This is a genomic window from Kribbella sp. NPDC056951 (assembly GCF_042674205.1).
Classification (GTDB): domain Bacteria; phylum Actinomycetota; class Actinomycetes; order Propionibacteriales; family Kribbellaceae; genus Kribbella; species Kribbella yunnanensis.
In genome coordinates this window covers 34,167-56,939 of the sequence record NZ_JBHUQZ010000020.1, presented here as the reverse complement: position 1 = coordinate 56,939, position 22,773 = coordinate 34,167, and the positions used below count along the sequence as shown (strand labels likewise).

The following is a 22,773-nucleotide window of genomic DNA, read 5'->3' as shown; positions in this document are numbered from 1 at the left end:
ATGGCGATTTCGGCCGATCTCGAAGCGGTGCCCCTCCATATCGTGGCCAGCCGGGCCCAGATCGACCTGCCGGCCGCCGAGCGCGCGGTCGCGGACCTGCTGAAGGCGCTCGGCCGCGACCCACAGAGCTCACACCTGGCCGAGACCCCGCGCCGGGTGGCGAACGCGTACGCCGAGATGCTGACGCCGCGCGAGTTCGCGCTGACGACCTTCCCGAACGACGAGGGGTACGACGAGCTCGTGCTCGCCAAGGACATCCCGGTGCAGTCGTTGTGTGAGCACCACCTGCTGCCGTTCCAGGGGGTGGCGCACGTCGGGTACCTGCCGGGGGAGCGGATCCTCGGGCTGTCGAAGCTGGCCCGGGTGGTCGAGTTGTTCGCGCGCGATTTCCAGGTGCAGGAGCGGTTGACCAAGCAGGTCGCCGACTGGCTGCAGGACCACCTGGCGCCGCAGGGTGTCGGGGTCGTGATCGAGGCCGAGCACCAGTGCATGTCATTGCGTGGAGTGCGCGCGGTCGGTTCGAAGACCGTCACGTCGGCACTGCACGGCATCCTGCGGGACAAGCCCAGCTCCCGGCAGGAGTTCTTCGCGCTGACCGGCCTCACCCCGTAGTCCGGCGGCCAGCCGAAGCCTTTCAGGTCAGGCGGACACCGCCTTGTGGGTGAGCCGCCCGGTGGCGAGGATGTGCGCCACCTCGCCGGGCAGCAGGTCGGTGCCAGGGACCGTTTCCATCTCGGAGACGTCCAGCCAGCGCACGACGGTGGCGCCGCAGTGGCCGTGGACGGCGAGGATGGAGTCGAGATCCGGCCAGACGGCCGTGGAGGGGTTGGCGCCGTGCCAGCGCAGCGCCACCGAACCGTCGGTGAAGACACAGCCTTCAGCGACGATGCCGGTCCCGGAGACCCCGCTGATGTCGGTGTAGCGCAGGAGTTCGAAGGTCTGCGGTTTCATAGTCCTTTCCCCGTGATGAGCCCGGAACGGGCGCGGTTGGGCGCTCGCCACAAACCGGGGACAAGAACCGAGTGTCAGCGGGGAAGAACGATCTGTAGCGACTCTGGTGCTGCACAACAAGCTAGAACCAAAGTGCCCGACACGCCAGAGATGATCAGGCGTGTCTCAACGTCCGATCGGTAAAAGGACAACGGCTTTGAACGCTTGACATGATCGAATGGCGCAGTGTTCCTGACGCTGACCACCGACCTGGCCGGATTCGACCTTCCCGCAAGCGATTTCGGGTACTTGTTGCACAAGAATCCCGGACGACCGCAGCGGACCGATGTCACCGGTGGCACAGCGCATGTGTTCTACCCCGAGGCGACCGACGAGCGCTGTACGGCGGCCGTGCTGCTAGAGATCGACCCGATCGCTCTGGTCCGGGCCGGCCGCGGAAAATCCTCCGAAGGATTCACCCTCGGCCAGTACGTGAACGACCGCCCGTACGCCGCCTCCAGCCTGCTCGCGGTCGCGCTCAGCAAGTTCTTCCGGACCGCGATGATCGGCCGCTGCGACGCCCGGCCCGACCTCGCCGCCGCACCGATCCCGCTGCAGATCCACGTGCCCGCGCTGCCGTGTCGTGGCGGCACCGAGCTCGCGGAGCGGATGTTCGCGCCACTCGGCTGGACCGTCGACGCGCGCCCGGTGCCGCTCGACCCGGAGGTCCCGACCTGGGGTGACTCCCGGTACGTCGATCTGCGGCTGACCGGCGTGGTCCGGCTGGCCGACGCACTCAATCACTTGTATGTGATGCTCCCGGTTCTGGACGACGCGAAGCACTACTGGGTCGGCTCCGACGAGGTCGACAAGCTGGTTCGGGCCGGTGCCGGGTGGCTGGGCACGCACCCCGAGAAGGACCTGATCTCGCACCGCTACCTCGCACACCGGCGCTATCTGTCCGATGACGCTTTGGAGCGGCTGGCCGAGGCCGACGGCGTCGAGGTGGCCGACGAGGCACCTGAGTCGGAGGGCCCCGTGTCGCTGGCGGTCGAGCGCCGTACGACGGTTGCCGCCGTACTGCGTGAGCTCGGCGCGCGGCGGATCGTGGATGTCGGGTGTGGTGAGGGCGCGCTCGTCGGGGAGTTGCTCAAGGACCCGATGATCGGCGAACTGATCGGGACCGATGTCTCGGCGCGCGCGTTGATCTCGGCGAAGCGGCGGCTGCGCTACGACGACCTGCCCGACCGGCAACGGGACCGGCTGCGGTTCCTGCAGTCCTCGGTGACGTACGCCGATGAGCGCCTGGCCGGTCTGGATGCGGCCGTGTTGATGGAGGTCATCGAGCACGTCGATCCGCCGCGTCTGCCTGCGTTGTCGCACTCGGTTTTCAAGGCTGCGCGTCCGGCCGCGGTTGTCGTGACCACGCCGAACAGCGAGTACAACGTGCGGTTCGAATCGCTGCCGGCCGGCGAGTTCCGGCACCCTGACCACCGGTTCGAGTGGACGCGGTCCGAGTTCGAGACGTGGGCCTCGGGCGTAGGTGAGCGGTATGGGTATGCGGTCGAGTTCCGGCCGGTTGGCCCCGATGACCCCGAGGTTGGTCCGCCGACGCAGCTCGCGCTCTTCCGCCGTACGGAGGTGGCCGCATGATCGACGTACCGGCGCTGTCTCTGGTGGTTCTGGTCGGTGTGAGCGGGTCGGGGAAGTCGACCTTCGCGCGGAAGCATTTCAAGGCGACCGAGGTGATCTCGAGCGACTTCTGCCGTGGTCTGGTCTCGGATGACGAGAACGATCAGGCGGCCACCAAGGACGCCTTCGAGGTGCTGCATTTCATTGCAGGTAAGCGACTTGCGGCCGGTCGGCTGACCGTCATCGACGCGACCAACGTGCAGCCGGAGGCGCGGCGGGAGCTCGTCGCGCTGGCCCGCGAGTACGACGTACTGCCAGTCGCGATCGTGCTCGACCCGCCGGAGCGGGTTGCGGTCGAGCGGAATGAGCAGCGGGCGGATCGGCAGTTCGGTGCGAAGGTGGTGACTCGGCAGCTTGGTCAGTTGAAGCGTGGACTGCGGAGTCTCAAGCGCGAGGGGTTCCGGAAGGTCCACGTGCTGAGCAGTGTCGAGGAGATCGATGCCGTCAGCATCGAACGGACCCGGCTGTTCAACGACCTCACCGATGTTGCCGGTCCCTTCGACATCGTCGGCGACATCCATGGCTGCCTCCCTGAGCTCCAGCAGCTGCTGACCGACCTCGGCTACACGCTGACGCGGGATGCTTCGGGGCGGTTGGTTGATGCTTCGCACCCGTCGCGGCGGGCGGTCTTTGTCGGCGACCTGGTTGACCGCGGTCCGGACAGTCCCGGTGTCCTGCGGCTGGTGATGGGGATGGTTGCTGCTGGCAACGCTTATTGTGTGCCGGGCAATCACGAGGACAAGTTGCTGCGGGCTCTGCAGGGTCGCAACGTCAAGGTCAGCCATGGGTTGGAGACGACGCTCGCGCAGCTCGAGGACGAGTCGGCGGAGTTCCGGGCCGAGGTTGCGACGTTCATCGACGGGCTGATCTCGCACTACGTCTTCGACGACGGCAAGCTCGTCGTTTCGCACGCCGGGCTGGTCGAGCGCATGCACGGTCGCGCCTCGGGCCGAGTCCGTTCCTTCTGTCTGTACGGCGAAACGACGGGGGAGACCGATGAGTTCGGGCTGCCGGTGCGGTACCCGTGGGCGAACGAGTACCGCGGTCGCGCCACCGTCGTCTACGGACACACGCCGACCCCGGAACCGGAGTGGATCAACAACACGATCTGTCTCGACACGGGCTGTGTCTTCGGCGGGTCGCTGACTGCGCTGCGTTATCCGGAGCGCGAGCTGGTGCAGGTCCAGGCGGCCAAGGAGTACTACGCGCCGGCGAAACCGTTGCATGTGGCATCGGCTCCGGAGCGGGAGCCCGACGTACTGGAGCTGACCGATGTCACCGGGCGGCGCGTCATCGAGACGTCGTCGCACGGCCGGCTGAGTGTCCGCGCCGAGCAGGCCGGTGCGGCGCTGGAGGTGATGAGCCGGTTCGCGATCGACCCGCGGTTCCTGCTCTACCTGCCGCCGACGATGAGCCCGGTCGCGACCTCTCCGTTGCCGGGGTTGCTCGAGCACCCGCTGCAGGCCTTCGAGACGTATCGCGGGCAGGGTGTCACCGAGCTGGTGTGCGAGGAGAAGCACATGGGTTCGCGGGCGGTCGTGCTGCTGACGCGGGACGACGATGTTGCCCTGAAGCGCTTTGGCTTGGCTGGTCGTGGCGCGATCCACACGCGCACCGGCCGCTCGTTCTTCGACCCTGCGTTGACCGACGAGCTGCTGTCGCGACTGCGCGCGGTCGCTGTCGAGGCTGGGTTGTTCGAGGAGCTCGACACGTCATGGCTGCTGCTGGATGCCGAGCTGCTGCCGTGGAGCGCGAAGGCTGAAGACCTGCTCCGCAACCAGTACGCCGCAGTCGGTGCCGCCGCCCGTACGTCGTTGCCTGCAGCAACCGCTGCGTTGTCGGCGGCGGTGGATGCCGGTCTGGATGTCGGCGAACTGCTGGCCACGATGACGCAGCGCGCGGTCAACGCCGACCGCTTCACCGAGGCATACCGGCGGTACTGCTGGCCGACCACGGGGCTCGACGGCGTTAGGCTCGCCCCGTTCCAGGTGCTGGCTTCCGAAGGAGCGACGTACCAGGAACGACCGCATGCCTGGCATCTGGGGATCGCAGACCGGATGGTTGCTGCGGGCCCCAATGTGATCACGCCGACCCGACGGCTGTTCGTTTCGGAATCGAATTGGGACGAAGGCGTGGCGTGGTGGGAGGAGCTGACCGGCGCGGGCGGTGAGGGCATGGTGGTGAAACCGGCCGCCAACCTCGTCCGGACCGCGAAGGGTCTCGCGCAACCAGGACTGAAGGTCCGCGGCCCGGAGTACCTGCGCCTGATCTACGGGCCCGACTACACCGAGCCCGCCAACTTCGCCCGCCTCCGCGACCGCAACCTAGGCCACAAACGCTCACTGGCCCTCCGCGAATACGCCCTAGGCATCGAGTCCCTGGAACGAGCCGCCCGCGGCGAACCCCTCTGGCGCATCCACGAATGCGTCTTCGCCGTACTCGCCCTGGAGTCAGAGCCAGTCGACCCACGGTTGTGACGGTGGGCGTATCGCTCGGATGCGGCCGGCAACGTACGGTGACGGGCGTGGGTGTGGTCACCACGTGGTGGGTGGGGACAGGCTATGCCTTGTTCGTGGCCACCACTTGTTGTTCACGGCCCTGGGATTTGGCGGGGTTAGAGGAGTTGGCGGGTGAGGGAGTCGGCGACGAAGGTTTCGAATTCGGCTGGGGTCCAGCCGGATTCGTCGACCAGTTCTTGGTAGACGCCGGGGGCGGCGAGGGCCCGGTAGACGGCTTGCGCCTGTTTGAGGGGGATGCGGAGGGTCGGCTGTAGGGACTCGATGAGCGCGTCCATGACTTGGTTCCGCCCGGCTAGTTTGGAGCGGAGGAGGGCCTTGGTCTCGGGGCTCTCGTCGGTGGCGGCTTCGAAGATCAGTACGACGTCGAAGCCGGCGGCGTACAGGTTGGTGAGCCAGCCGGCGGCGCCGCGGAGGCGCGCGGTCGGGTCCTCGATCGCGAAGACCTCTTGGGCTCGCTCGAGCGCGCCTGCCTCGGCCAGCCAGATGTCGCAGATCAGCGACAGGATCTCGCGCTTGGTGCCGAAGGCCGAATACACGGTGCGGGTCGCGACCCCGGCGTCCTTGGCGATCGCATCGATGCTGGTCGCCCCGTAGCCCTGGTCGGCGAACAGCCGGCGCGCGGATTGCGCGATCCGGATCCGCGTCTCCTCCGCCTGCACCTGGCGATAGGACTTGACAGCTTCGGCCATGTGGGCACACTATCACTGTGTTCAGTGCAGTGGCACTGCATCGAGTGCACAGAGAGTGCACCGAGATTCCCAGGGGGAGAAGATGGCTGCGTACAAGACGTTGACGGGTACGGCGAAGGTCGGTCCGCTGGCGGTGCTGGAGCGGATCCTGCACGAGGGGTTCGCGACCGGGAACGACGCGATCGTCGACGAGGTGTGTGCGCCGGACATGGTCGAGCACCAGTTCGGGCTGGCCGGCACCGGGGAAGACGCGCGGGCGAATGTGAAGGCGGCGATCCGGCAGGTGCACTCGATCATGCCGGACCTCGTCTACACGCTCGAGGACTCCGTCGTCGTCGGCGACGTGGTGTGGGCGCGCGGCCGGGCCCGGGGGACCGCGACCGGCGGGTTCTTCGGACCGCCGAGCAACGCGCCGATCGACATGGCGCTGTTCGAGATGGCGCGGGTGGTCGACGGGCGGATCGTCGAGCACTGGGGCTGCCCGGACCGATTCGCCCTGCTCGCGCAGACCGGCGTACTGGAGAAGTTGACGGCGTAGGAAAAGGCTTTCCGTTATCGCTTGGCAAGGTGTGACATTGCACCTATGGTTTGTGCAATGTCACACCGTACTGAGCTGCGCACAGAACTGACCGGTGGTCTGCTGCACGCGTGGCAGCGGCGGAACCGGGCGGCGACGATCCCGCACGCGATCCGGGAGCTGCGGGCCGCCGGGAACCTCGACAACCTCCGTCGGCTCGCCGATCCGGCCGTCGGCCCGTACCGCGGCCGGTATCCGTTCCTCGACACCGATCTCTACAAGACCCTCGAAGGGCTCGCCTACGAGGCCGGCCGGGACGATGTACCGGCCGGAACGCGCGAGTTCTACGACGAGGTCGTCGGCCTGCTGGAGCAGGCCCAGGCCGACGACGGCTACCTGAACTCGTACTTCCAGGACCCGGACCAGCCGAAGCAGCCGTGGTCGGACCTCGCCTGGGGACATGAGCTCTACAACCTGGGACACCTCGTCCAAGCGGCGGTCGCGGCGAAGCGGCAGCTCGGAGACGACCGGCTGCTGATCGTCGCCCGCAGATTCGCGGACCTCGTGGTCGGCAAGTTCGGCCCGGAAGGTGAGCCGGGGATCGACGGTCATCCCGAGGTCGAGATGGCCCTGGTCGAGCTTTATCGAGAAACCGGCCAGCAGAACTACCTGTCCACGGCTGAGTTGTTCGTCGAGCGCCGCGGTCGCGGGAATCTCGTGCGGACGATCTTCCCGGGGGAGTACTTCCAGGACCACGTGCCGTTCCGTGAGCTGCCGTCGGTGATCGGGCATGCGGTCCGGATGGCCTACCTCGCGGCCGGGGCGACCGACATCCACCTCGAGACCGGCGATCCGACGATGCTGGCCGCGCTGGAGCGGCTGTGGGACGACATGGTCGCGACCAAGCTCTACCTCACCGGTGGGCTGGGCAGCCGGCACTCCGACGAGGCGATCGGCGATCGGTACGAGCTGCCGTCCGAACGCGCGTACACCGAGACCTGCGCAGCGATCGCGCTCATGCAGTGGGCCTGGCGGATGTACCTCGCCACCGACAAGGCGTCGTACCTCGATGTCTACGAGACCGTGCTCTACAACGCCTATGCCGTGGGTCTGTCAGCAGACGGTACGGCGTTCTTCTACGACAACCCGTTGCAGCGGCGACCGGATCATGAGCAGCGGTCGGGGGCGGAGAGCGGTGGTGAGCCGCTGCGGCGCGCGTGGTTCGGCTGCCCGTGCTGCCCGCCCAACATCATCCGCTGGATGTCGGAGCTGCAGGACCACATCGTCACGGCCGACGAGAACACCTTGACCATCGGCATGTACGCCGACGCGCGGATCAGCACCGGGGAGTTCACGGTCACGGTCGGCACCGACTATCCGTGGGACGGCGAGATCGCGGTCACCGTGGTGGACGCGCCGGCGACCGAGCAGGCGATCGTGCTGCGGATCCCGTCCTGGGCGCAGGACGCGCGGCTCGACGGCGAACCGGTGCCATCGGGATGGGCGACGGTACGGCGAACGTTCACCGCCGGTGAGGTCGTCAAGCTTTCGTTGCCGATGGCACCTAGAGCGCATGGATCGCACCCGTACCTTGACGCGACCCGCGGTGCGATCGCCGTTGCGCGAGGTCCGCTGGTCTATTGCGTCGAGCAACAAGATTCCGCGACGCCGGTCGACGACCTGCTGCTGTCGGTGACCGCGGTCCAGGCCGCGACCGCCCGGCGGCAGGACGATCACGTCGTACTCGATCTGACCGCGGCGGCGGCACCGGTTCCGCCGCGCGAGCTTTACCCCGTGCTGACCGGACGGGCCGAGGAGTCCGTCGGCAGCCCGGTACCGGTGACGTTCGTTCCGTACTTCCTGTGGGGCAACCGTGAGGCGTTGGCCATGCGCGTGTGGCTGCGAAGCGAAGGAGAAGGCAGATGAAGAGAACTTCCATGCTGGTGGGGATGGTGGCCTCGGCCACCCTCGCGCTCACCGCGTGCGGTGGCAACGGGAGTGGGGCCACCGGTGACTCCGGCGGTCCCGGCAGCAAGGCGGCCCAGGGTGGCACGGTGCAGGTCCTCGCGAACGCGGCGTTCTCGCATCTGGACCCGGCGCGGGGCTTCGACGGCGGCGTGAACAACTTCTACCGGTTGATCTATCGGACGCTGACCACGCAGGGCGCCGCAGCCGGTGCCGAGGGCACCAAAATCGTCCCGGACCTGGCGACCGATACCGGCAAGGCGTCCGATGGCGGCAAGACATGGACCTTCACCCTGAAGGACGGCCTGTTCTTCGAGACCGGAGCGCCGATCACGAGCGCCGACGTGAAGTGGGGTGTCTCGCGCGCCTGGGATCCCGAGGTTGGCATCGGGTCGCCGTACGCGAAGCAGTTGATCGACGCGCCGGCGTCGTACCAGGGACCGTACAAGTCGGGTGATCTGCCGACCATCACGACGCCGGACGCGAAGACGGTGGTGTTTCACCTGAAGAAGCCGTTCGCGGACTTCGGCAGCGTCGTCGCGCAGAACACCTTCACCCCGGTACCGAAGGGGCAGGGTGCCGGGAACCAGCTGGACGGCAAGCCGATCGCGTCCGGTCCCTACAAGGTATCCGAGTTCAAGCCGGGCGCCACGCTGAAGCTCGTCCGCAACGACAAGTGGGACAAGAAGAGCGACTCGATCCGCAGCGCGAACCCGGACGGGTTCCAGTGGACGTTCGGCCTCGATCCCGCCACGATCGACGAGCGGATGATCGCCGGTCAGGGGACCGACGCCGACGCGATCGCCGGCACTGTCACGGCCGCCAGTGTGGCCCGGATCCAGACTCCGCAGCTCAAGCAGCGGACGATGACGGGCATCAACGGATGTACGACGTACATGGGTCTCAACACCACGAAGAAGCCGTTCGACAACGTCAAGGTTCGGCAGGCGATCAACCTCGCGGTCAACAAGCAGACGGTCCGGGACGCGGTCGGCGGTTCGGCGCTGGCCGATATCGCCACCAGCATTCAGCCGCCGACGGTGGCCGGCCGGGTCGACTACGACCCCTATCCGAGCCCCGACCACAAGGGTGATGTCGAGGCTGCGCGCAAGCTGCTCACCGAGGCAGGCTTCGACGGCGGCTTCCCGCTCACGCTCGACATCCGTGCGCAACCGAAGATGCAGGCGATGGCGGTGGCGATCCAGCAGGCCCTCGAGCCGCTGAAGATCGCGGTCAAGATCAACACCATCGACACCGCGACGTACTACGAGGTCATCGGTACGACGTCGCAGCAGCACGACGCGGCGATCACCGGCTGGTGCCCGGACTGGCCGTCCGGCGCGACCTTCCTGCCGCCGCTGTTCGACGGCCGGAACATCACCCCGAAGGGCAACTCGAACCTCTCCCAGCTGAACGACCCGGCGGTGAACGCGAAGATCACCGAGATCGCCGGGCTCACCGACGTGCAGGCGGCCAACGCGGCGTACGGCGAACTGGACAAGCAGGTCATGGCACTCGCTCCGATCGTGCCGCTGCTGTACGAGAAGGTGCTGATGCTTGTCGGCGGCAACATTGTCGGCGCATATCTGCACGATGGCTTCTCCGGTGGTATCGACCTGGTCTCGGTCGGTCTCCGGAACGCGGGGAAGTAGTAGCCGATGACAACGACCCCGACCCTGCTCGAGGTCGAGGAGGTGGGGACCCCGGCGGCGGCCGGTGGTTCCCCGGCCTCGGCCCGGCGGATCCTGCGGATCGTGACCCAGGACAAGGGTGCGCTGGCCTGCGTGCTGTTCCTGGCGATCGTGGTCCTGATGGCAGTGGCGGCTCCGCTGATCACCAAGCTCAGCGGCTGGGGCCCGTACGCGTTCGACTCGGCCGCGATCGACTCCAGCCTCGGCGGCGTGCCGCGCGGTGCGCTGGGCGGGATCAGCGGCGAGCACTGGTTCGGCGTCGAGCCGCAGAACGGGCGCGACCTGTTCGCCCGGATCGTGTACGGCGCTCGGGTGTCGATCACGATCTCGTTGGCGGCGACCCTGCTGACCGGGATCCTCGGTGTCGTCCTCGGCATGCTGGCCGGGTTCTATCGCGGCTGGGTCGACCAGGTGATCTCGCGGGTGATGGACTTCCTGATGGCGTTCCCGGCGCTGATCTTCATGATCGCGATCCTGTCGTCACTGCCGGCCGGGAACCGCCCGGTGCTGCTGGTGGTCGTGATCAGTGCGTTCGGCTGGCCTTACCTGGCGCGGGTGATCCGTGGGCAGACGATGACGCTGGCCGGTCGCGAGTTCGTCGAGGCGGCCCGCGCATCCGGCGCCAAGGAGTTGCAGGTGGTGTTCCGCGAGATCCTGCCGAACCTGCGCGGTTCGATCGTGGTGATGACGACGCTGGCGATCCCGGGTTACATCGGGACCGAGGCCGGCCTGTCCTTCCTCGGCGTCGGAGTCTCGCCGCCGACCGCGTCGTGGGGCCAGATGATCTCGAGTTCGGTGAGCTGGTATTCGGTCGATCCGATGTTCTTCGCGATCCCGGGCGCCTTCCTGTTCCTGACGGTGCTGTCGCTGACCGTCCTCGGCGACAAGATCCGTACCGCGATAGATCGGGGTGAGGCGCCGTCATGACGCGCTATGTTCTCGCGCGGCTCGGCGGGGTGGTGGTGATCCTGCTGGCCGTCTGCCTGTTCACCTACTTGATCTTCTTCAAGCTCTCGCCGGATCCGGCGGTGATGATCTGCGGCAAGACCTGTACGCCGGAGCGGATCGACTCGATTCGTTCGGTACTCGGGCTGAATCAGCCGATCCTCACGCAGTTCGGGGAGTTCCTGCGCGGCATCGTGGCTGGGCGCGATTACGGCTCGGTGCACTGCCCGGCACCTTGTTTGGGGTACAGCTTCCAGACGAACGAGTCGGTCTGGAGCATGCTCACCAGCCGCCTGCCCGTCAGCATCACGGTCGCTGTCGGCGCCGCCGTACTGTGGCTCCTGGCCGGTGTGATCGGCGGCCTCATCAGTGCTGTCAAACAAGGCACGTGGTGGGACCGGACGGCGATGGCATTGGCGCTCGGTGGGGTGAGCGTGCCGAACTACGTCCTCGCGCTGGTGCTGCAGTACGTGCTGGTGGTGAAGCTGCAGGTACTCCCGTTCCCGTCGGCTCCGGCGTTCGGTGACGACCCCGTGCTGTGGTTCGAGTCGTACCTGATGCCGTGGGTCGTGCTCGCCGTCGGCTACGCGTGTCTGTATGCGCGGCTGACACGGAGCAATGTGATCGACACCTTGTCCGAGAACTACTACCGGACCGCGCGGGCGAAGGGATTGGGTGGCGGGCTCATCCTGCGCAGGCACGCATTACGCCCGGCGCTGACCCCGATCGCCACGATCTTCGGGATGGACTTCGCCGGGCTCCTCGGCGGTGCGCTGATCACCGAGACCGTGTTCGGGCTGAACGGGATCGGCAAGCTGGCCGCCGACTCGATCGCCAAGAACGATCAGCCGGTGATCATGGCGGTGACCCTGCTGGCCGCCTTCTTCGTTGTCATCGGCAACGTGGTGGTCGACCTCGTGTACACGGCACTGGATCCGCGGGTCCGGGTGGTGCCGGCATGAGCGACGAACTGTTCGTAGTAGACGATCTGACCGTCACCCTGCCGACCGGCCGCGGTCCGGTCGACGTGGTGAAGAACGTGTCGTTCACCGTCGGCCGGGACGAGACGCTGGGCATCGTCGGCGAGTCCGGATCGGGCAAGTCGATGACGGCCCTCGCCGTACTCGGGTTGCTGCCGAGAGGCGCCCGTACGACGGGCAGCGTGCGACTGAACGGGACCGAGCTGCTCGGTCGATCGGACCGCGAGTTGCGCCCGATCCGGGGGAACGCGATCTCGATGGTGTTCCAGGACCCGCTGTCGTCGCTGAACCCGTATTACACGGTCGGACTGCAGATCGAGGAGATGTACCGGACGCATCGCGGCGGCTCGCGGAAGGCGGCTCGGCAGGTGGTGGTCGAGGCGCTGGAGCGGGTCCGGATTCCCGATGCCGGCCGGCGGATCGACCAGTACCCGCATCAGTTCTCCGGTGGCATGCGGCAACGAGTGATGATCGCGATGGCGTTGTGCTGTTCGCCGTCGCTGCTGATCGCCGACGAGCCGACGACCGCGCTGGACGTGACTGTGCAAGCGCAGATCCTCGAACTGCTTGCCGAACTGCAGACGACGACCGGGACCGGGATGATCTTCATCACCCACGACCTGGCGGTGATCAGCTCGATCGCGCAGCGGGTGCTGGTGATGCGCTCCGGTGATCCGGTCGAGTACGGAACGGCCGAGCAGGTGTTCTCGGATCCTCAGCACGACTACACGCGGATGCTGCTGGACGCCGTACCCAGGATCGACGACGAGGTTGCGTCATGACGTTGCTGCAGGTGCAGGGATTGGTCAAGGAGTTCAGCAGCCCGAGGGCTCTCGGTCGCCGGACGACCTTCACGGCGGTGGACGACGTGAGTTTCGACGTCGGCCTCGGCGAGACGCTCGCGATCGTGGGGGAGTCGGGCAGCGGCAAGTCGACCACCGCGCGGATCGCGGCCCGCTTGCTGGAACCGACCCGGGGGACGGTGGTGTTCGACGGTCAGGACGTGACCCGGGCCCGCGGCAACGACCTCGCGCGGTTCCGGAACGACGTACAGGTGGTGTTTCAGGATCCGTTCTCGTCGCTGAATCCGCGGTACACCGTGGAGCGGATCATCACCGCGCCGCTGGCCTACCAGGGGATCAAGCCGGCCGCGGGATACCGGGCTGCCGCGCAGGAGCTGATGGAACGGGTCGGACTGAACCCGGACCACTGCCGGCGTTACCCGGCCCAGTTCTCCGGCGGTCAGGCGCAGCGGATCGGGATTGCCCGCGCGCTGGCGGTGAACCCGCGGCTGGTGATCTGCGACGAGGCGGTGTCGGCACTCGATGTGTCGATCCAGGCGCAGGTCCTGGAACTGCTGATGCGGCTCCAGGCCGAGAGTGGGTTCAGCTACATTTTCATCGCGCACGATCTGGCCGTGGTCCGGCAGATCTGCCATCGGGTGGCCGTGATGAACCAGGGCCGGATCGTCGAACTCGGCACCCGCGAACAGGTCTTCGGCGATCCTCAGGACGACTACACGAGGACACTGTTGGCCGCCGTACCGCGGATCAATCCGGAGTGGGACGCCAAGCGCCGGCAGCGAAAGGTCGCGTCATGATCAGCTACACAATTCCCGATCTGCACGTCCGCGAGCACACGGTCGAGGTCCCGCTGGACTGGTCCGACCCGGCCTCGGAGTCGATCACCGTCTTCGCGCGCGAGCTCGTCGATCCGATGCGCAAGGACGAGGATCTGCCGTGCCTGCTCTTCCTGCAGGGTGGACCTGGTGGGAAGAGCCCGCGGCCGGCGGGCTCGGTGCCGTGGATCACGCAGGCCCTGAAGACTTTCCGGGTGATCCTGATGGATCAGCGCGGCACCGGTCGCAGTACGCCGGTCAGCGGCCGGCGGATGGCGTCGATGCCGGCCGACGAGGGGGCTGACTATCTGGCGTGCTTCCTGGCCGACTCGATCGTCGCGGACGCCGAGCACCTGCGGAAGACGGTCTTCGGCGGTCGCCGGTGGTCGACGCTCGGGCAGAGCTATGGCGGCTTCCTGACGTTGACCTATCTGTCGGCCGCGCCGGAGGGGCTGGCTGCGTGCTACGTGACCGGGGGACTGCCTGGGCTGGAGCCGTCCGCGGCCGAGGTGTACCGGCGGACCTATCCCCGGGTAGCCGCGCGGACTCAGTCGTACTACGCGCGGTATCCCCATGACGTCGAGCAGATCGGCCGGATCGCGGACCGGCTCGCGGGCGACGACGTGCGGCTCGTCGACGGGGACCGGTTGACGGTACGGCGGTTCCAGTCGATCGGCATTGATTTCGGCATGAAGCCGGGGCTGGAGCGGATCCACTGGCTGGTCGACGAAGCGTTCGACGGCGACGAGCTGTCCGACACGTTCCTCGAGCAGGTTCGCGCGCTCACGTCGTACCGGTCGGGACCGCTGTTCGCGGCGCTGCAGGAGAGCATCTATGGCTCCGGATCCGGCGCGACCGCCTGGGCCGCTGAGGCAGAGCGGGCGCTGCGTCCGGAGTTTGCGGAGGATGCTCGGCCGCTGCTGCTGACTGGCGAGATGATGTATCCCTGGATGTTCGCCGAGATCCAGGGGCTGCGCCCGTTCCAGGGGGCGGTGGAGGTGCTCGCGCAGCGGGCGCATTGGCCTGAGCTGTACGACGTCGAGCGGCTCGCGGAGAACGACGTACCGGTCGCTGCGGCGGTGTACTTCGACGACATGTACGTCGATTCCGGGCTGCAGCTGGACACCGCGCGGCGGGTCGGCAATGTGCAGGCGTGGGTGACGAACGAGTACGAGCACGACGGGCTCGGTTCCGATCGCGTGTTCGAGCGGCTGACTGAGCTAGTCCGGTCCGTCGGGGGTGGCGTCGCGGGGTGACGCGGGTGGTGCAGGACAATGGGGCGACTCAAGGCCACTGACCGTGGTTGGGTGGGTTGGGGGTCAGTGAAAAGGGAGGTGGAGATGGCTGCCGATTCGATCGGGCCGCTGCCGAGTGTCCGGCGGCTGGACCAGCGCGAGAACCTGCGCGACAGCGTTGCGAACGCGCTGCGGGCAGCCGTCATCTCCGGTGAGCTGGAGCCGGGCGAGGTGTACTCCGCGCCGATGCTCGGGGCGCGCTTCGGGGTCTCCGCGACACCGGTCCGCGAGGCGATGCTGGACCTGGTCCGGGAGGGCCTGGTCATCTCACTGCGGAACAAAGGCTTCCGGGTCACTGAGGTGTCCGAGGAGGATCTGGACAATCTGGCGGCACTCCGGCAGCTGATCGAGCCGCCGACGATGCGCGACGTCGTACCGGTGATTCCCGCCGACGACTTCCCGGAGCTGCGGCGGCTGGCCGACGACATCGTGGTGGCGGCCGAGGCCGGTGACCTGATCGCCTACATCGAGGCGGACCGGGTCTTCCACGTCACGCTGCTCGCTTACTCCGGTAACCAGAAGCTCGTTGACGTCGTCTCCGACCTGCGCTCCCAGACCCGGCTGCTGGGGCTCACCCCGCTCGTCGAGAGCGGGCGCCTGGTCGCGTCCGCCGAGGAGCACCACGAGCTGCTCGAGCTGGTCGAGGCGCGCGACGGCGATGGCGCGGAGCAGTTGATGCGCCGCCACATCGGCCATGTGCGCGGGCTGTGGGCCCGCTCACCGGCCGAGTGACGTCTTGTTCAGGAGAGCTTGAGCGCCTGCTGCGCGGTGTCGGCCGCGTCGGCGCCGTACGCGCTCGACATGCGCTCGAGGAACTGGGCGCGATCCAGGGTGTACTCCTGGGTGCCGACCTTCTCCAGGACGGTCGTCGCCAGGGTGCAGCCGACCTGGGCAGAGACCTCGTGCTCGAGGCCGGCCGCGCGGCCGGTCAGGTAGCCGGCGCGGAAGGCGTCGCCGCCACCGGTCGGGTCGACCAGCGCCGGTGCCGGGACCGCGGGGACCTTGGTGATGATGCCGTCGGCGTTCTCGATCACGACACCGTCGCCACCGTGCGTGGTGACGCGGACTCCTACCTTGCTCAGGATCTCGTCGTGGCTCCAGCCGGTCTTCTGCACCATCAGGCCGGCTTCGTACTCGTTGCTGAACAGGTACGTCGCCCCGTCGATCAGGCGCTGGATGTCGGTGCCGTCCATCCGGGCCAGCTGCTGCGACGGGTCCGCGGCGATCGCGATCCCGTGCTGGCGGGCCAGCTCGGTGTGCTTCAGCATGCCCTCGGGGTCGTCGGCGCCGACCAGGACCAGGTCGATCCCGCCCGCGGCCGCGTGGATCGCGCCCAGGTCGAGCTCGCGGGACTCGGCCATCGCGCCGGTGTAGAACGAGGCGATCTGGTTCGCGTCCAGGTCCGTCGTACAGGTGAACCGGGCGGTGTGTACGTTCTCGCAGACACGCACGTGCGACACGTCGACACCGGCCTCGGTGAGCGCGGCGCCGTACTCGGCGAAGTCCGCACCGACCGAGCCGAGGAGCAGCGACGGGCGGCCGAGCTGGGCCATCCCGTAACAGATGTTCGCCGCGACGCCGCCGCGGTGCACGACCAGCTCGTCGACCAGGAACGACAAGGAGACCTTGTGCATCTGCTCCTCGAGGAACTGGTCCTTGAACCGGCCCGGGAACGTCATCAGGATGTCGGTCGCGATCGATCCGGCGACGGCGATCTGCATGCGGGGTGCTCCTCGGGTGGGGTGCTTGTGCGGCCTTTGGACAACCCATAGAGACTACAGGCGACCGTCTTAATACATGGAGGGGTACTTATGGGCTCACAAGTTCAGGTAACCGACGAGCTGCACGACTACATGGTGGCGCACGGCACACCGCTGGACGACATCGCGTCCGAGCTGGTCGCCGAGACCCAGGCGCTCGGCGACGTCTCCGAGATGCTGACGACGGCCGACCAGGCGGGGCTGCTGACCACGCTCACCCGGTTGGTCTCGGCCCGGCGGGCGGTCGAGATCGGGACCTTCACCGGGTTCTCCGCGCTCGCGATCGCGCGCGGCCTGGCCGACGACGGGCAGCTGATCTGCCTGGACGCCAGCGAGGAATGGACCGCGATCGGCCGGAAGTACTGGGAGCGGGCCGGGGTGAGCGACAAGGTCGAGCTCCGGATCGGTGACGGGCACGCGCTCGCCGCTTCGCTGGACGGGGTGTTCGACCTGGCTTTCGTGGACGCCGACAAGCCCGGATACGTCGACTACTTCGAGAAGCTGGTCCCGCTGATCCGCCCGAACGGCATCCTGCTGTTCGACAACACGCTGGCCGGCGGCCGCGTCGTGAACGCGGACGGCCCCGCCGACCGCAAGGAGTTCAACGCCCACATCGCGGCGGACAAGCGCGTCGACGTGACGATCCTCGGGATCGGCGACGGACTGACCCTGGTCCGCAAGAAGTGAGCAAGGCGACGCCGCGGCTGGCGATCACCGACCTGCAGCACAAGTACGGCGACCGGCCGGTGATCGAGGGCCTCACCTTCACCCTGAACGCCGGCCAGGCAATCGCCCTCGTCGGGCCGAACGGCGCGGGCAAGACCACCGTGCTCAAATGCATCGTCGGCGCGGCCGACCCGGCAGCAGGCACCATCCTGCTCGACGGCCAGCCCATCGACGAACGGTCCGAAACCGTCCGCCGCGACGTCGCCACCCTGCTGGACGACCTCGACTTCTTCCCCGACCTGACCGCGGCCGAGCACCTGGATCTCTTGGCCCGAGCCCACGGCAACGCAACCCCCGAGGACCTCGTCGACACACTGCTGGACGACATCGGTCTGTTGCCGGCCGCTGATCAGCTGCCGGGGTCGCTGTCATCCGGCCAACGCCGTCGGCTCGCACTAGCCACTGCGCTGGTGCGCCCACGGAAGCTGATGGTCCTGGACGAGCCCGAGGCCCGCCTGGATGTCGACGGCGTGCGTTGGTTGTCGGAGCGCCTGATCGAGGAGAAGAAGTCCGGTACGTCGATCCTCTTCGCCAGCCACGAACCATCGCTGGTCGAGGCGGTGGCCGACTCCGTCGTCACGTTGACGCCCCTGCCATGAGTGAACCAGTCGTGTACGACCCCGCGGACTTCGGCGCGATCCCCAGTCCTCGCGCCCTCCGCAAGTGGATGCGCGAGACCCGGCGGAAGCACGCCGACCGCTCGTTCGGCCAGCTGTTCGAAGACGTCTACCTGGTCATCTTCACGCTAGCCATGCTCGGCGCAACCGGCGGCAACGTCGTCAAACACCTGAACGCCGACATGACAACCTGCGACTCCCTGCACTGCCTGCGGTTGTGGGACGTGATCCCGTACATCCTCATCCCGTTGCTGGTGGCAACCACCTTGCGGGTGCTCGTGAGCATCGGCCCGGTATCGGGTTCCCAGGCAACCGGCTTCTGGCTACTCGGTACGCCGATCAACCGCAGCGCGCTGCTGAGACCGACGTACTGGAAGGCGATTGCCGGTACGGCGGTGCTCGGTGCGGTGCTGTCGACGGTCGCGTGGGCGGTGCTCGGGTCGCCGTACACGTCGTTGGTCGAGGCGTCGATCGTGACGACGGCGCTGATGCTGTGTGCCGCGTGCGCGACGGTGTGGGCGCAGCAGAGCGCGCGGCGTACGTGGTGGACGCTGCGCGTGGCGGACCTGCTGCTGGTGGCCGGGGTGATCCCGGCCGTGTGGCTCGCCGTCCAGCGCTTCACCGACCCGGATGAAGTCCAGTTCGCCAACGTCATCCTCTATCTGAGCCCGACGTACTCAGATGAGGTGCCTGCCATGAGCCTGGAGGACTTCCGGGTACCGCTGATCGGGTTCGTCGCGCTCGTCGTCGTACTTGGGCTGGTTGTGTGGACTGCGCGGACGCTTGGGCGGCTGGGGCGGACGAGTGTGATTGCGGGTGGGGAGCTGCTGGCGGGCCTGGCCGGTGCGGCTAGCAGTCTGGATCCGAGCATGTTGGCTGATGTGGTGGCCGGGCGGCATTGGCGGTTGAAGGGGCGTGCGAAGACTCGGCGGGGGCGTGGGTCCCAGGGCGGGGCGCTCATCCACCGGGAGTTCGTGCGGATCCTGCGGTGGCCGCGGCGGTTGGTGATGGCGTTCGCGCTGCTCGTGGTGCCTTATGCGGTCGCCGGGGCCGGGTTCGATCCGCTGGTTCCGATCGCGGCCGGGTTCGCCGGGTTCGCGGCGATCCGACCGTTGATGGACGGTCTGCGCTCGGTCTGCCGGTCCAAGGGTCTTGTGCGTGCACTCGGCTATGACCTGCGCGAACTCCGCGTGCTGATGGCGATCGCGCCCGGGCTCATCACGGTCGTGTGGGCACTGGCGGCGTACCCGATCCTCGGTAGCGGTGCCGCGACGTTCGCCGTCGGCGCGGGCGTGATCGCGGGCGCGGTGCGACAGGCGTCGGCGCGGCCCCCGTCGTACAGCGGACCGCTGGTCGCCTCCCCGATGGGCGCGATCCCGCCGGGGCTGTTCTCGCAGCCGATGCGCGGGTTCGACGTACTGCTGATCTGCCTGGCGCCGGTCCTGCTCGGCCTCAGCTCGACGTGGCTCCTCGTCATCCCCGGCTTCATCCTGGCCGTGATGTTCTCGCTGCGCCCGAAGACCGACTGACGGGCTGACCTCCTGCTGGCCTATCTTGGTGTGGACAGGTACCTTGTATCGCATGGTAGCCGAGAAGGTCTTCACCCAGCTGCGACGCGGGACGCTGGAGTACTGCGTGCTGGCGTTGTTGCAGGGGGAGGAGCGGTACGGGTTCGATCTGGTGAAGGAGCTCGGGGAGATCGACGGGATGGTCACCACGGAGGGCACGATCTACCCGCTGCTGGCGCGCCTGCGGCGGGAGGGGCTCGTGGAGACCAGCTGGCGCGAGTCCGAGTCGGGACCGCCGCGGCGGTACTACCGGTCGACGGCCGAGGGCGGACAGGCCTTGGCCGACTTCACCGCGGACTGGGAACGGTTTCGGACGTCGGTCGACGCGATCCTGCGGCGCGGCAACGAGGGGAGACGAAAATGAGTGCGGACCGACTGGTCGCGGCGTACCTGAGCGACCTGGTGATGGCAGCCGAGCCGCTGCCGGAGGAACGGCGTACCGACCTGATCGTGGACGTCACCGCGCACATCGCCGAGGCGCGGGCCGCGGGTGCGACGTCGGACGACGACATCCGGCAGATGCTGAGGCAGTTGGGGGATCCGCGCGACATCGTTGCCGCCGCGACCGATGGCCTGGTGCTCGTCGAGCGACCTTCGGCGCAGCCGCGGTTGCGTGGGCGCGATATCGCCACGCTCATTCTGCTGCCGGTCGGCGTCTACATCTTCCTCGCCGGCTGGGTGGCCGGAGTCGTGCTGCTCTGGACGTCGGACCGGTGGACGACCCGCGAGAAACTCCTGGGAACGCTGGTCACGCCGTTCGGCTTTGCATCGGCTCAGGTGTTCGCAACCGTCGACTTCGGCGACACGCTGCCGAGGGTCGTCGGTATTCCGCTAGCCATCCTGCTGCTCCTGGCGCCGGTGTTCACCTTCATCGTGCTGATCAAGAACGGGCGGCCCGGTCGGTCAGCGGAGTAGCGGCAGGAGTTGGTCGCCGATGCGGATGGTCTCCTCGCGGTACGGCGTATCGGACAGGATGAAGTGGGTGATGCCGAGGTCCTGGTACTTCTTCAGCGATTTCGCGACATCCTCGGCTGAGCCGACGAGCCACGTCGTACCGGCGCCGCCACCGCCGTACTTGCCGGGGGCCGTATAGAGGTTGTCGTCGAGTACGTCGCCGCGCGCCGCGAGGTCGATCAACCGCTGCTGGCCGACCGCCTTGAACCACCGGTGGTCGCGGTCCCCGGCGTTCTCCGCCATCGTCGCGACCTTGGCCTCGGCGTCCGCCCAGGCTTCCTCGGTGGTGTCGCGGACCAGCGTGGTGATCCGCAGACCGAACTCGAGCGGCTTGTGCTCCCGACCAAGCTCGTCTTCGAGCTCTCTCAGGCGACTGATCCGTTGGGTGATCCCGTCCAGCGGCTCGCCCCAGAACAACTGCACGTCCGCATCAGTCGCCGCGACTCGCTGAGCCGCCTCCGACGCCCCACCGAAGTACAACTTGGGCGGTACGACGGGACGCGTGGCGACCGTCGAGTCGGTCACCTGGAAGTAGTCGCCGGTGAAGGTGACGTTCTCCTCGGTCCACAACCTGCGCACGAGCTGGAGGAACTCCTTTGTGCGCGCGTATCGCTGCGCCTGGTCGCCCTCGGAGTCGCCGTACGCCTTGAGGTTGTCCTGCCCCGACACGATGTTGACCAGCAGCCGCCCACCACTCAACTGATCCAACGTCCCCGCCGCCGAAGCAAAATGCGCCGGCCGCCAATACCCCGGCCGAATCGCCACCAGCGGCCGGAAGGTCGTCGTACGAGCCGCCAACGCCGCCGCCACCGTGAACGTATCCGGCCGCCCCCACCCAGTCCCCAGCAGAGCCCCACCCCACCCATGCCGCTCAGTCAGCAACGCCAACTCAGTCAGCCGATCAAGACTGTTATGCCCACTCGTCGCGTCGTCCCCCCGATGCCCGGGCTCGACCTGATTAGGGATGTACCACAAGAATTCGGCGGTCATAAGTACGAGAGTATGTCGACCGACTTACTTCATTTACGTCGTCTCACTGTGCGGTTGTCTACCCACCCATGCGGCTCGCTTGTGGTGCAGGTGGGGCTGGCCGTGCGGGCCCGCCGCGGGCAACTGACCGGACCAGACGGGTGCGGGCCGGGAGTACCTGATCGACGACGACGTACCGATCGCCCGACTCCCGGCATGGCTGGCCGGGCTGATCGGCCGCCGAGCAGGTTCAGCTCGCTAGTCCGTCCGAGGCTGATTCTGTTGGAGCGGGCTCAGGCGACTAGTTCCACTCGAACCCGTCGCTGTGTCCCTGGCTGACCGACGTGCCGCTCGCGTCTTCCGCGGTCGTCGGCTTGACGACGTAGGCCCCAGCCACGATCAACGCTGTCGAGGCGAACAGTGCTGCAACTCGCTTCATGCTCATCCCAGTCCCTTCAGTTCGATGTATATCCACCGTAGGAACCGTCGATGACACCTCGATGACACAACCGAGGGCACTTCACACCGGCCAATCCGAGACGGGCAGCAGTTCGCGCAGCAACAGGACATAACCCCGTGCCGCAACTCGTGTCGATACAGACCCCGACGTACACCGTCCCCTGGTCCTCGATCAGCCCTTCGACACCAGTCATGCCCGGAACCTAGCAACCGCATCCACTCGGCTGCGAAGGGAATTCGCCGCGGCAGCTGCACAAGAACAGGAGGTGTTCACCGGGGCGCGGCAATTCGCTCGCGGCCCAGGCGTGCGGCACGGCATACGTAGACGACTACGTCCTGTCGTTCGGGTCATGGGCCAGGGCTGGGAACAGGCGAAGCGCCTCTTGGACGAGGGGAGAGAACCTCGGTACGTCGGCTGTCGTGGCGAGCGCGATTCCGCGGACGTCCTCCGCCGCGATGTCCTGCACGACGGGTCCTTTCACCTCGACGTGCGAGATGAGACCTGTGTGGGTGAAGTCGATGGGACGGCCGGAGGAATCGCGCTCGACGTGGAACTTGAACGGTTTGCGCTCGAGGGTCCGGGTGAGCTCGACACCGCATTCCTCCTGTAGTTCTCGGCGGAGCGTGGCTGACGGGGATTCGCCTGGCTCGGGAGAACCACCGGGCAGATCCAGCAGGCCGTCGTACGGTCCTCGCGCCTTCCGCACCAGCACCAGTCGCCCCGCCTGCAGCCACACCCCATAAGCCCCGAAGTGTCTGCTAGGTTCCACGTCACTCCAACCAGCGTCGAGCCGAGCTCCAGCTGTCGAGGTCGAGTCGGAGCGGACCTGTGCCACTCACCAAACCTCTCCCGAGTCGCCCGAACGGGAGACGCTGAGC

The 22,773-nt window shown here is 67.5% G+C and carries 23 protein-coding genes; 17 read left to right on the top strand and 6 right to left on the bottom strand.

Annotation, left to right across the window (positions count from 1 at the left end; all coding sequences use genetic code 11):
- Nucleotides 1–612 carry a GTP cyclohydrolase I FolE gene (gene folE, locus ACFTSF_RS40520; protein WP_344150130.1) on the top strand — a complete coding sequence of 204 codons (612 nt, stop codon included), beginning with the start codon at nucleotides 1–3 and terminating at the stop codon, nucleotides 610–612.
- A gap of 27 nt (nucleotides 613–639) precedes the next feature.
- Here folE and ACFTSF_RS40515 read toward each other — a convergent pair whose 3' ends face one another.
- Complete coding sequence (locus ACFTSF_RS40515; protein WP_380160798.1) at nucleotides 640–951, bottom strand: hypothetical protein; 312 nt, start codon at nucleotides 949–951, stop codon at nucleotides 640–642.
- Nucleotides 952–1,176: 225 nt separating this feature from the next.
- Here ACFTSF_RS40515 and ACFTSF_RS40510 point away from each other — a divergent pair, with 225 nt between their 5' ends.
- Entirely contained in the window at nucleotides 1,177–2,583 is a 1,407-nt protein-coding gene (locus ACFTSF_RS40510) for a 3' terminal RNA ribose 2'-O-methyltransferase Hen1 (RefSeq protein WP_380160796.1), read from the top strand.
- Nucleotides 2,580–5,099: a polynucleotide kinase-phosphatase gene (locus ACFTSF_RS40505; RefSeq protein WP_380160794.1), complete on the top strand. Its 2,520-nt coding sequence runs from the start codon at nucleotides 2,580–2,582 to the stop codon at nucleotides 5,097–5,099. The genes ACFTSF_RS40510 and ACFTSF_RS40505 overlap by 4 nt, the downstream gene beginning before the upstream one ends.
- A 137-nt stretch (nucleotides 5,100–5,236) precedes the next feature.
- Here ACFTSF_RS40505 and ACFTSF_RS40500 read toward each other — a convergent pair whose 3' ends face one another.
- Nucleotides 5,237–5,830, bottom strand: coding sequence for a TetR/AcrR family transcriptional regulator (locus tag ACFTSF_RS40500; RefSeq protein WP_380160792.1), 594 nt, complete (start codon nucleotides 5,828–5,830; stop codon nucleotides 5,237–5,239).
- An 82-nt stretch (nucleotides 5,831–5,912) separates the two neighbouring features.
- Here ACFTSF_RS40500 and ACFTSF_RS40495 point away from each other — a divergent pair, with 82 nt between their 5' ends.
- The 9 genes from ACFTSF_RS40495 to ACFTSF_RS40455 all read left to right on the top strand — a co-directional run bounded on the left by ACFTSF_RS40495 (nucleotide 5,913) and on the right by ACFTSF_RS40455 (nucleotide 15,573).
- Nucleotides 5,913–6,368, top strand: a complete 456-nt coding sequence (locus tag ACFTSF_RS40495; protein ID WP_380160790.1) for an ester cyclase — start codon at nucleotides 5,913–5,915, stop codon at nucleotides 6,366–6,368.
- A 57-nt stretch (nucleotides 6,369–6,425) separates the two neighbouring features.
- Nucleotides 6,426–8,273 (top strand): glycoside hydrolase family 127 protein, encoded by a 1,848-nt coding sequence (locus ACFTSF_RS40490; protein WP_380160789.1) that lies wholly within the window; start codon nucleotides 6,426–6,428, stop codon nucleotides 8,271–8,273.
- Entirely contained in the window at nucleotides 8,270–9,964 is a 1,695-nt protein-coding gene (locus tag ACFTSF_RS40485) for an ABC transporter substrate-binding protein (RefSeq protein ID WP_380160787.1), read from the top strand. Before ACFTSF_RS40490 ends, ACFTSF_RS40485 begins: the two co-directional genes overlap by 4 nt.
- A 6-nt stretch (nucleotides 9,965–9,970) precedes the next feature.
- Entirely contained in the window at nucleotides 9,971–10,930 is a 960-nt protein-coding gene (locus tag ACFTSF_RS40480; protein WP_344150146.1) for an ABC transporter permease, read from the top strand.
- A complete protein-coding gene (locus tag ACFTSF_RS40475) occupies nucleotides 10,927–11,910 on the top strand; it encodes an ABC transporter permease (RefSeq protein WP_380160785.1) in 984 nt (327 codons plus the stop codon). Before ACFTSF_RS40480 ends, ACFTSF_RS40475 begins: the two co-directional genes overlap by 4 nt.
- Complete coding sequence (locus tag ACFTSF_RS40470; RefSeq protein WP_380160783.1) at nucleotides 11,907–12,710, top strand: ABC transporter ATP-binding protein; 804 nt, start codon at nucleotides 11,907–11,909, stop codon at nucleotides 12,708–12,710. Before ACFTSF_RS40475 ends, ACFTSF_RS40470 begins: the two co-directional genes overlap by 4 nt.
- On the top strand, nucleotides 12,707–13,528 hold the full coding sequence (locus tag ACFTSF_RS40465) for an ATP-binding cassette domain-containing protein (RefSeq protein WP_380160781.1): 822 nt from the start codon (nucleotides 12,707–12,709) through the stop codon (nucleotides 13,526–13,528). Before ACFTSF_RS40470 ends, ACFTSF_RS40465 begins: the two co-directional genes overlap by 4 nt.
- Nucleotides 13,525–14,802 carry an alpha/beta fold hydrolase gene (locus ACFTSF_RS40460; RefSeq protein WP_380160779.1) on the top strand — a complete coding sequence of 426 codons (1,278 nt, stop codon included), beginning with the start codon at nucleotides 13,525–13,527 and terminating at the stop codon, nucleotides 14,800–14,802. The genes ACFTSF_RS40465 and ACFTSF_RS40460 overlap by 4 nt, the downstream gene beginning before the upstream one ends.
- A gap of 84 nt (nucleotides 14,803–14,886) precedes the next feature.
- Nucleotides 14,887–15,573 carry a GntR family transcriptional regulator gene (locus ACFTSF_RS40455; RefSeq protein WP_344150156.1) on the top strand — a complete coding sequence of 229 codons (687 nt, stop codon included), beginning with the start codon at nucleotides 14,887–14,889 and terminating at the stop codon, nucleotides 15,571–15,573.
- 8 nt (nucleotides 15,574–15,581) lie between these two features.
- Here the strand turns inward: ACFTSF_RS40455 and ACFTSF_RS40450 are convergent, their stop codons facing one another.
- Entirely contained in the window at nucleotides 15,582–16,562 is a 981-nt protein-coding gene (locus ACFTSF_RS40450; protein WP_344150158.1) for a carbohydrate kinase family protein, read from the bottom strand.
- A 90-nt stretch (nucleotides 16,563–16,652) separates the two neighbouring features.
- Here ACFTSF_RS40450 and ACFTSF_RS40445 point away from each other — a divergent pair, with 90 nt between their 5' ends.
- Genes ACFTSF_RS40445 through ACFTSF_RS40425 form a run of 5 tightly spaced genes read left to right on the top strand, consistent with a single transcriptional unit; the run spans nucleotide 16,653 to nucleotide 20,427 of the window.
- Nucleotides 16,653–17,288 (top strand): O-methyltransferase, encoded by a 636-nt coding sequence (locus ACFTSF_RS40445; protein WP_380160777.1) that lies wholly within the window; start codon nucleotides 16,653–16,655, stop codon nucleotides 17,286–17,288.
- Entirely contained in the window at nucleotides 17,285–17,926 is a 642-nt protein-coding gene (ccmA, locus tag ACFTSF_RS40440; protein WP_380160775.1) for a heme ABC exporter ATP-binding protein CcmA, read from the top strand. The genes ACFTSF_RS40445 and ccmA overlap by 4 nt, the downstream gene beginning before the upstream one ends.
- Nucleotides 17,923–19,473 (top strand): DUF6297 family protein, encoded by a 1,551-nt coding sequence (locus ACFTSF_RS40435; protein WP_380160773.1) that lies wholly within the window; start codon nucleotides 17,923–17,925, stop codon nucleotides 19,471–19,473. The genes ccmA and ACFTSF_RS40435 overlap by 4 nt, the downstream gene beginning before the upstream one ends.
- 52 nt (nucleotides 19,474–19,525) lie before the next feature.
- Complete coding sequence (locus tag ACFTSF_RS40430) at nucleotides 19,526–19,876, top strand: PadR family transcriptional regulator (protein WP_344150166.1); 351 nt, start codon at nucleotides 19,526–19,528, stop codon at nucleotides 19,874–19,876.
- Nucleotides 19,873–20,427 carry an HAAS signaling domain-containing protein gene (locus tag ACFTSF_RS40425; RefSeq protein ID WP_380160771.1) on the top strand — a complete coding sequence of 185 codons (555 nt, stop codon included), beginning with the start codon at nucleotides 19,873–19,875 and terminating at the stop codon, nucleotides 20,425–20,427. Before ACFTSF_RS40430 ends, ACFTSF_RS40425 begins: the two co-directional genes overlap by 4 nt.
- Here ACFTSF_RS40425 and ACFTSF_RS40420 read toward each other — a convergent pair.
- From ACFTSF_RS40420 to ACFTSF_RS40410, 3 genes are all read right to left on the bottom strand, one after another.
- Nucleotides 20,416–21,456, bottom strand: a complete 1,041-nt coding sequence (locus ACFTSF_RS40420; protein ID WP_380160769.1) for an LLM class flavin-dependent oxidoreductase — start codon at nucleotides 21,454–21,456, stop codon at nucleotides 20,416–20,418. The two genes, ACFTSF_RS40425 and ACFTSF_RS40420, sit on opposite strands and share 12 nt — an antisense overlap.
- 280 nt (nucleotides 21,457–21,736) lie before the next feature.
- Nucleotides 21,737–21,874, bottom strand: coding sequence for a hypothetical protein (locus tag ACFTSF_RS40415; protein ID WP_380160767.1), 138 nt, complete (start codon nucleotides 21,872–21,874; stop codon nucleotides 21,737–21,739).
- A 349-nt stretch (nucleotides 21,875–22,223) separates the two neighbouring features.
- Nucleotides 22,224–22,664 carry an NUDIX domain-containing protein gene (locus ACFTSF_RS40410; RefSeq protein WP_380160765.1) on the bottom strand — a complete coding sequence of 147 codons (441 nt, stop codon included), beginning with the start codon at nucleotides 22,662–22,664 and terminating at the stop codon, nucleotides 22,224–22,226.
- Nucleotides 22,665–22,773: the final 109 nt, after the last annotated feature.

Coding starts and splice junctions, on each gene's coding strand:
- folE (WP_344150130.1), top strand. CDS start 1: ATGGCGATTTCGGCCGATCTCGAAGCGGTGCCCCTCCATATCGTGGCC.
- ACFTSF_RS40515 (WP_380160798.1), bottom strand. CDS start 951: ATGAAACCGCAGACCTTCGAACTCCTGCGCTACACCGACATCAGCGGG.
- ACFTSF_RS40505 (WP_380160794.1), top strand. CDS start 2,580: ATGATCGACGTACCGGCGCTGTCTCTGGTGGTTCTGGTCGGTGTGAGC.
- ACFTSF_RS40500 (WP_380160792.1), bottom strand. CDS start 5,830: ATGGCCGAAGCTGTCAAGTCCTATCGCCAGGTGCAGGCGGAGGAGACG.
- ACFTSF_RS40495 (WP_380160790.1), top strand. CDS start 5,913: ATGGCTGCGTACAAGACGTTGACGGGTACGGCGAAGGTCGGTCCGCTG.
- ACFTSF_RS40490 (WP_380160789.1), top strand. CDS start 6,426: ATGTCACACCGTACTGAGCTGCGCACAGAACTGACCGGTGGTCTGCTG.
- ACFTSF_RS40485 (WP_380160787.1), top strand. CDS start 8,270: ATGAAGAGAACTTCCATGCTGGTGGGGATGGTGGCCTCGGCCACCCTC.
- ACFTSF_RS40480 (WP_344150146.1), top strand. CDS start 9,971: ATGACAACGACCCCGACCCTGCTCGAGGTCGAGGAGGTGGGGACCCCG.
- ACFTSF_RS40475 (WP_380160785.1), top strand. CDS start 10,927: ATGACGCGCTATGTTCTCGCGCGGCTCGGCGGGGTGGTGGTGATCCTG.
- ACFTSF_RS40470 (WP_380160783.1), top strand. CDS start 11,907: ATGAGCGACGAACTGTTCGTAGTAGACGATCTGACCGTCACCCTGCCG.
- ACFTSF_RS40465 (WP_380160781.1), top strand. CDS start 12,707: ATGACGTTGCTGCAGGTGCAGGGATTGGTCAAGGAGTTCAGCAGCCCG.
- ACFTSF_RS40460 (WP_380160779.1), top strand. CDS start 13,525: ATGATCAGCTACACAATTCCCGATCTGCACGTCCGCGAGCACACGGTC.
- ACFTSF_RS40455 (WP_344150156.1), top strand. CDS start 14,887: ATGGCTGCCGATTCGATCGGGCCGCTGCCGAGTGTCCGGCGGCTGGAC.
- ACFTSF_RS40450 (WP_344150158.1), bottom strand. CDS start 16,562: ATGCAGATCGCCGTCGCCGGATCGATCGCGACCGACATCCTGATGACG.
- ACFTSF_RS40445 (WP_380160777.1), top strand. CDS start 16,653: ATGGGCTCACAAGTTCAGGTAACCGACGAGCTGCACGACTACATGGTG.
- ACFTSF_RS40435 (WP_380160773.1), top strand. CDS start 17,923: ATGAGTGAACCAGTCGTGTACGACCCCGCGGACTTCGGCGCGATCCCC.
- ACFTSF_RS40430 (WP_344150166.1), top strand. CDS start 19,526: ATGGTAGCCGAGAAGGTCTTCACCCAGCTGCGACGCGGGACGCTGGAG.
- ACFTSF_RS40425 (WP_380160771.1), top strand. CDS start 19,873: ATGAGTGCGGACCGACTGGTCGCGGCGTACCTGAGCGACCTGGTGATG.
- ACFTSF_RS40420 (WP_380160769.1), bottom strand. CDS start 21,456: ATGACCGCCGAATTCTTGTGGTACATCCCTAATCAGGTCGAGCCCGGG.
- ACFTSF_RS40415 (WP_380160767.1), bottom strand. CDS start 21,874: ATGAAGCGAGTTGCAGCACTGTTCGCCTCGACAGCGTTGATCGTGGCT.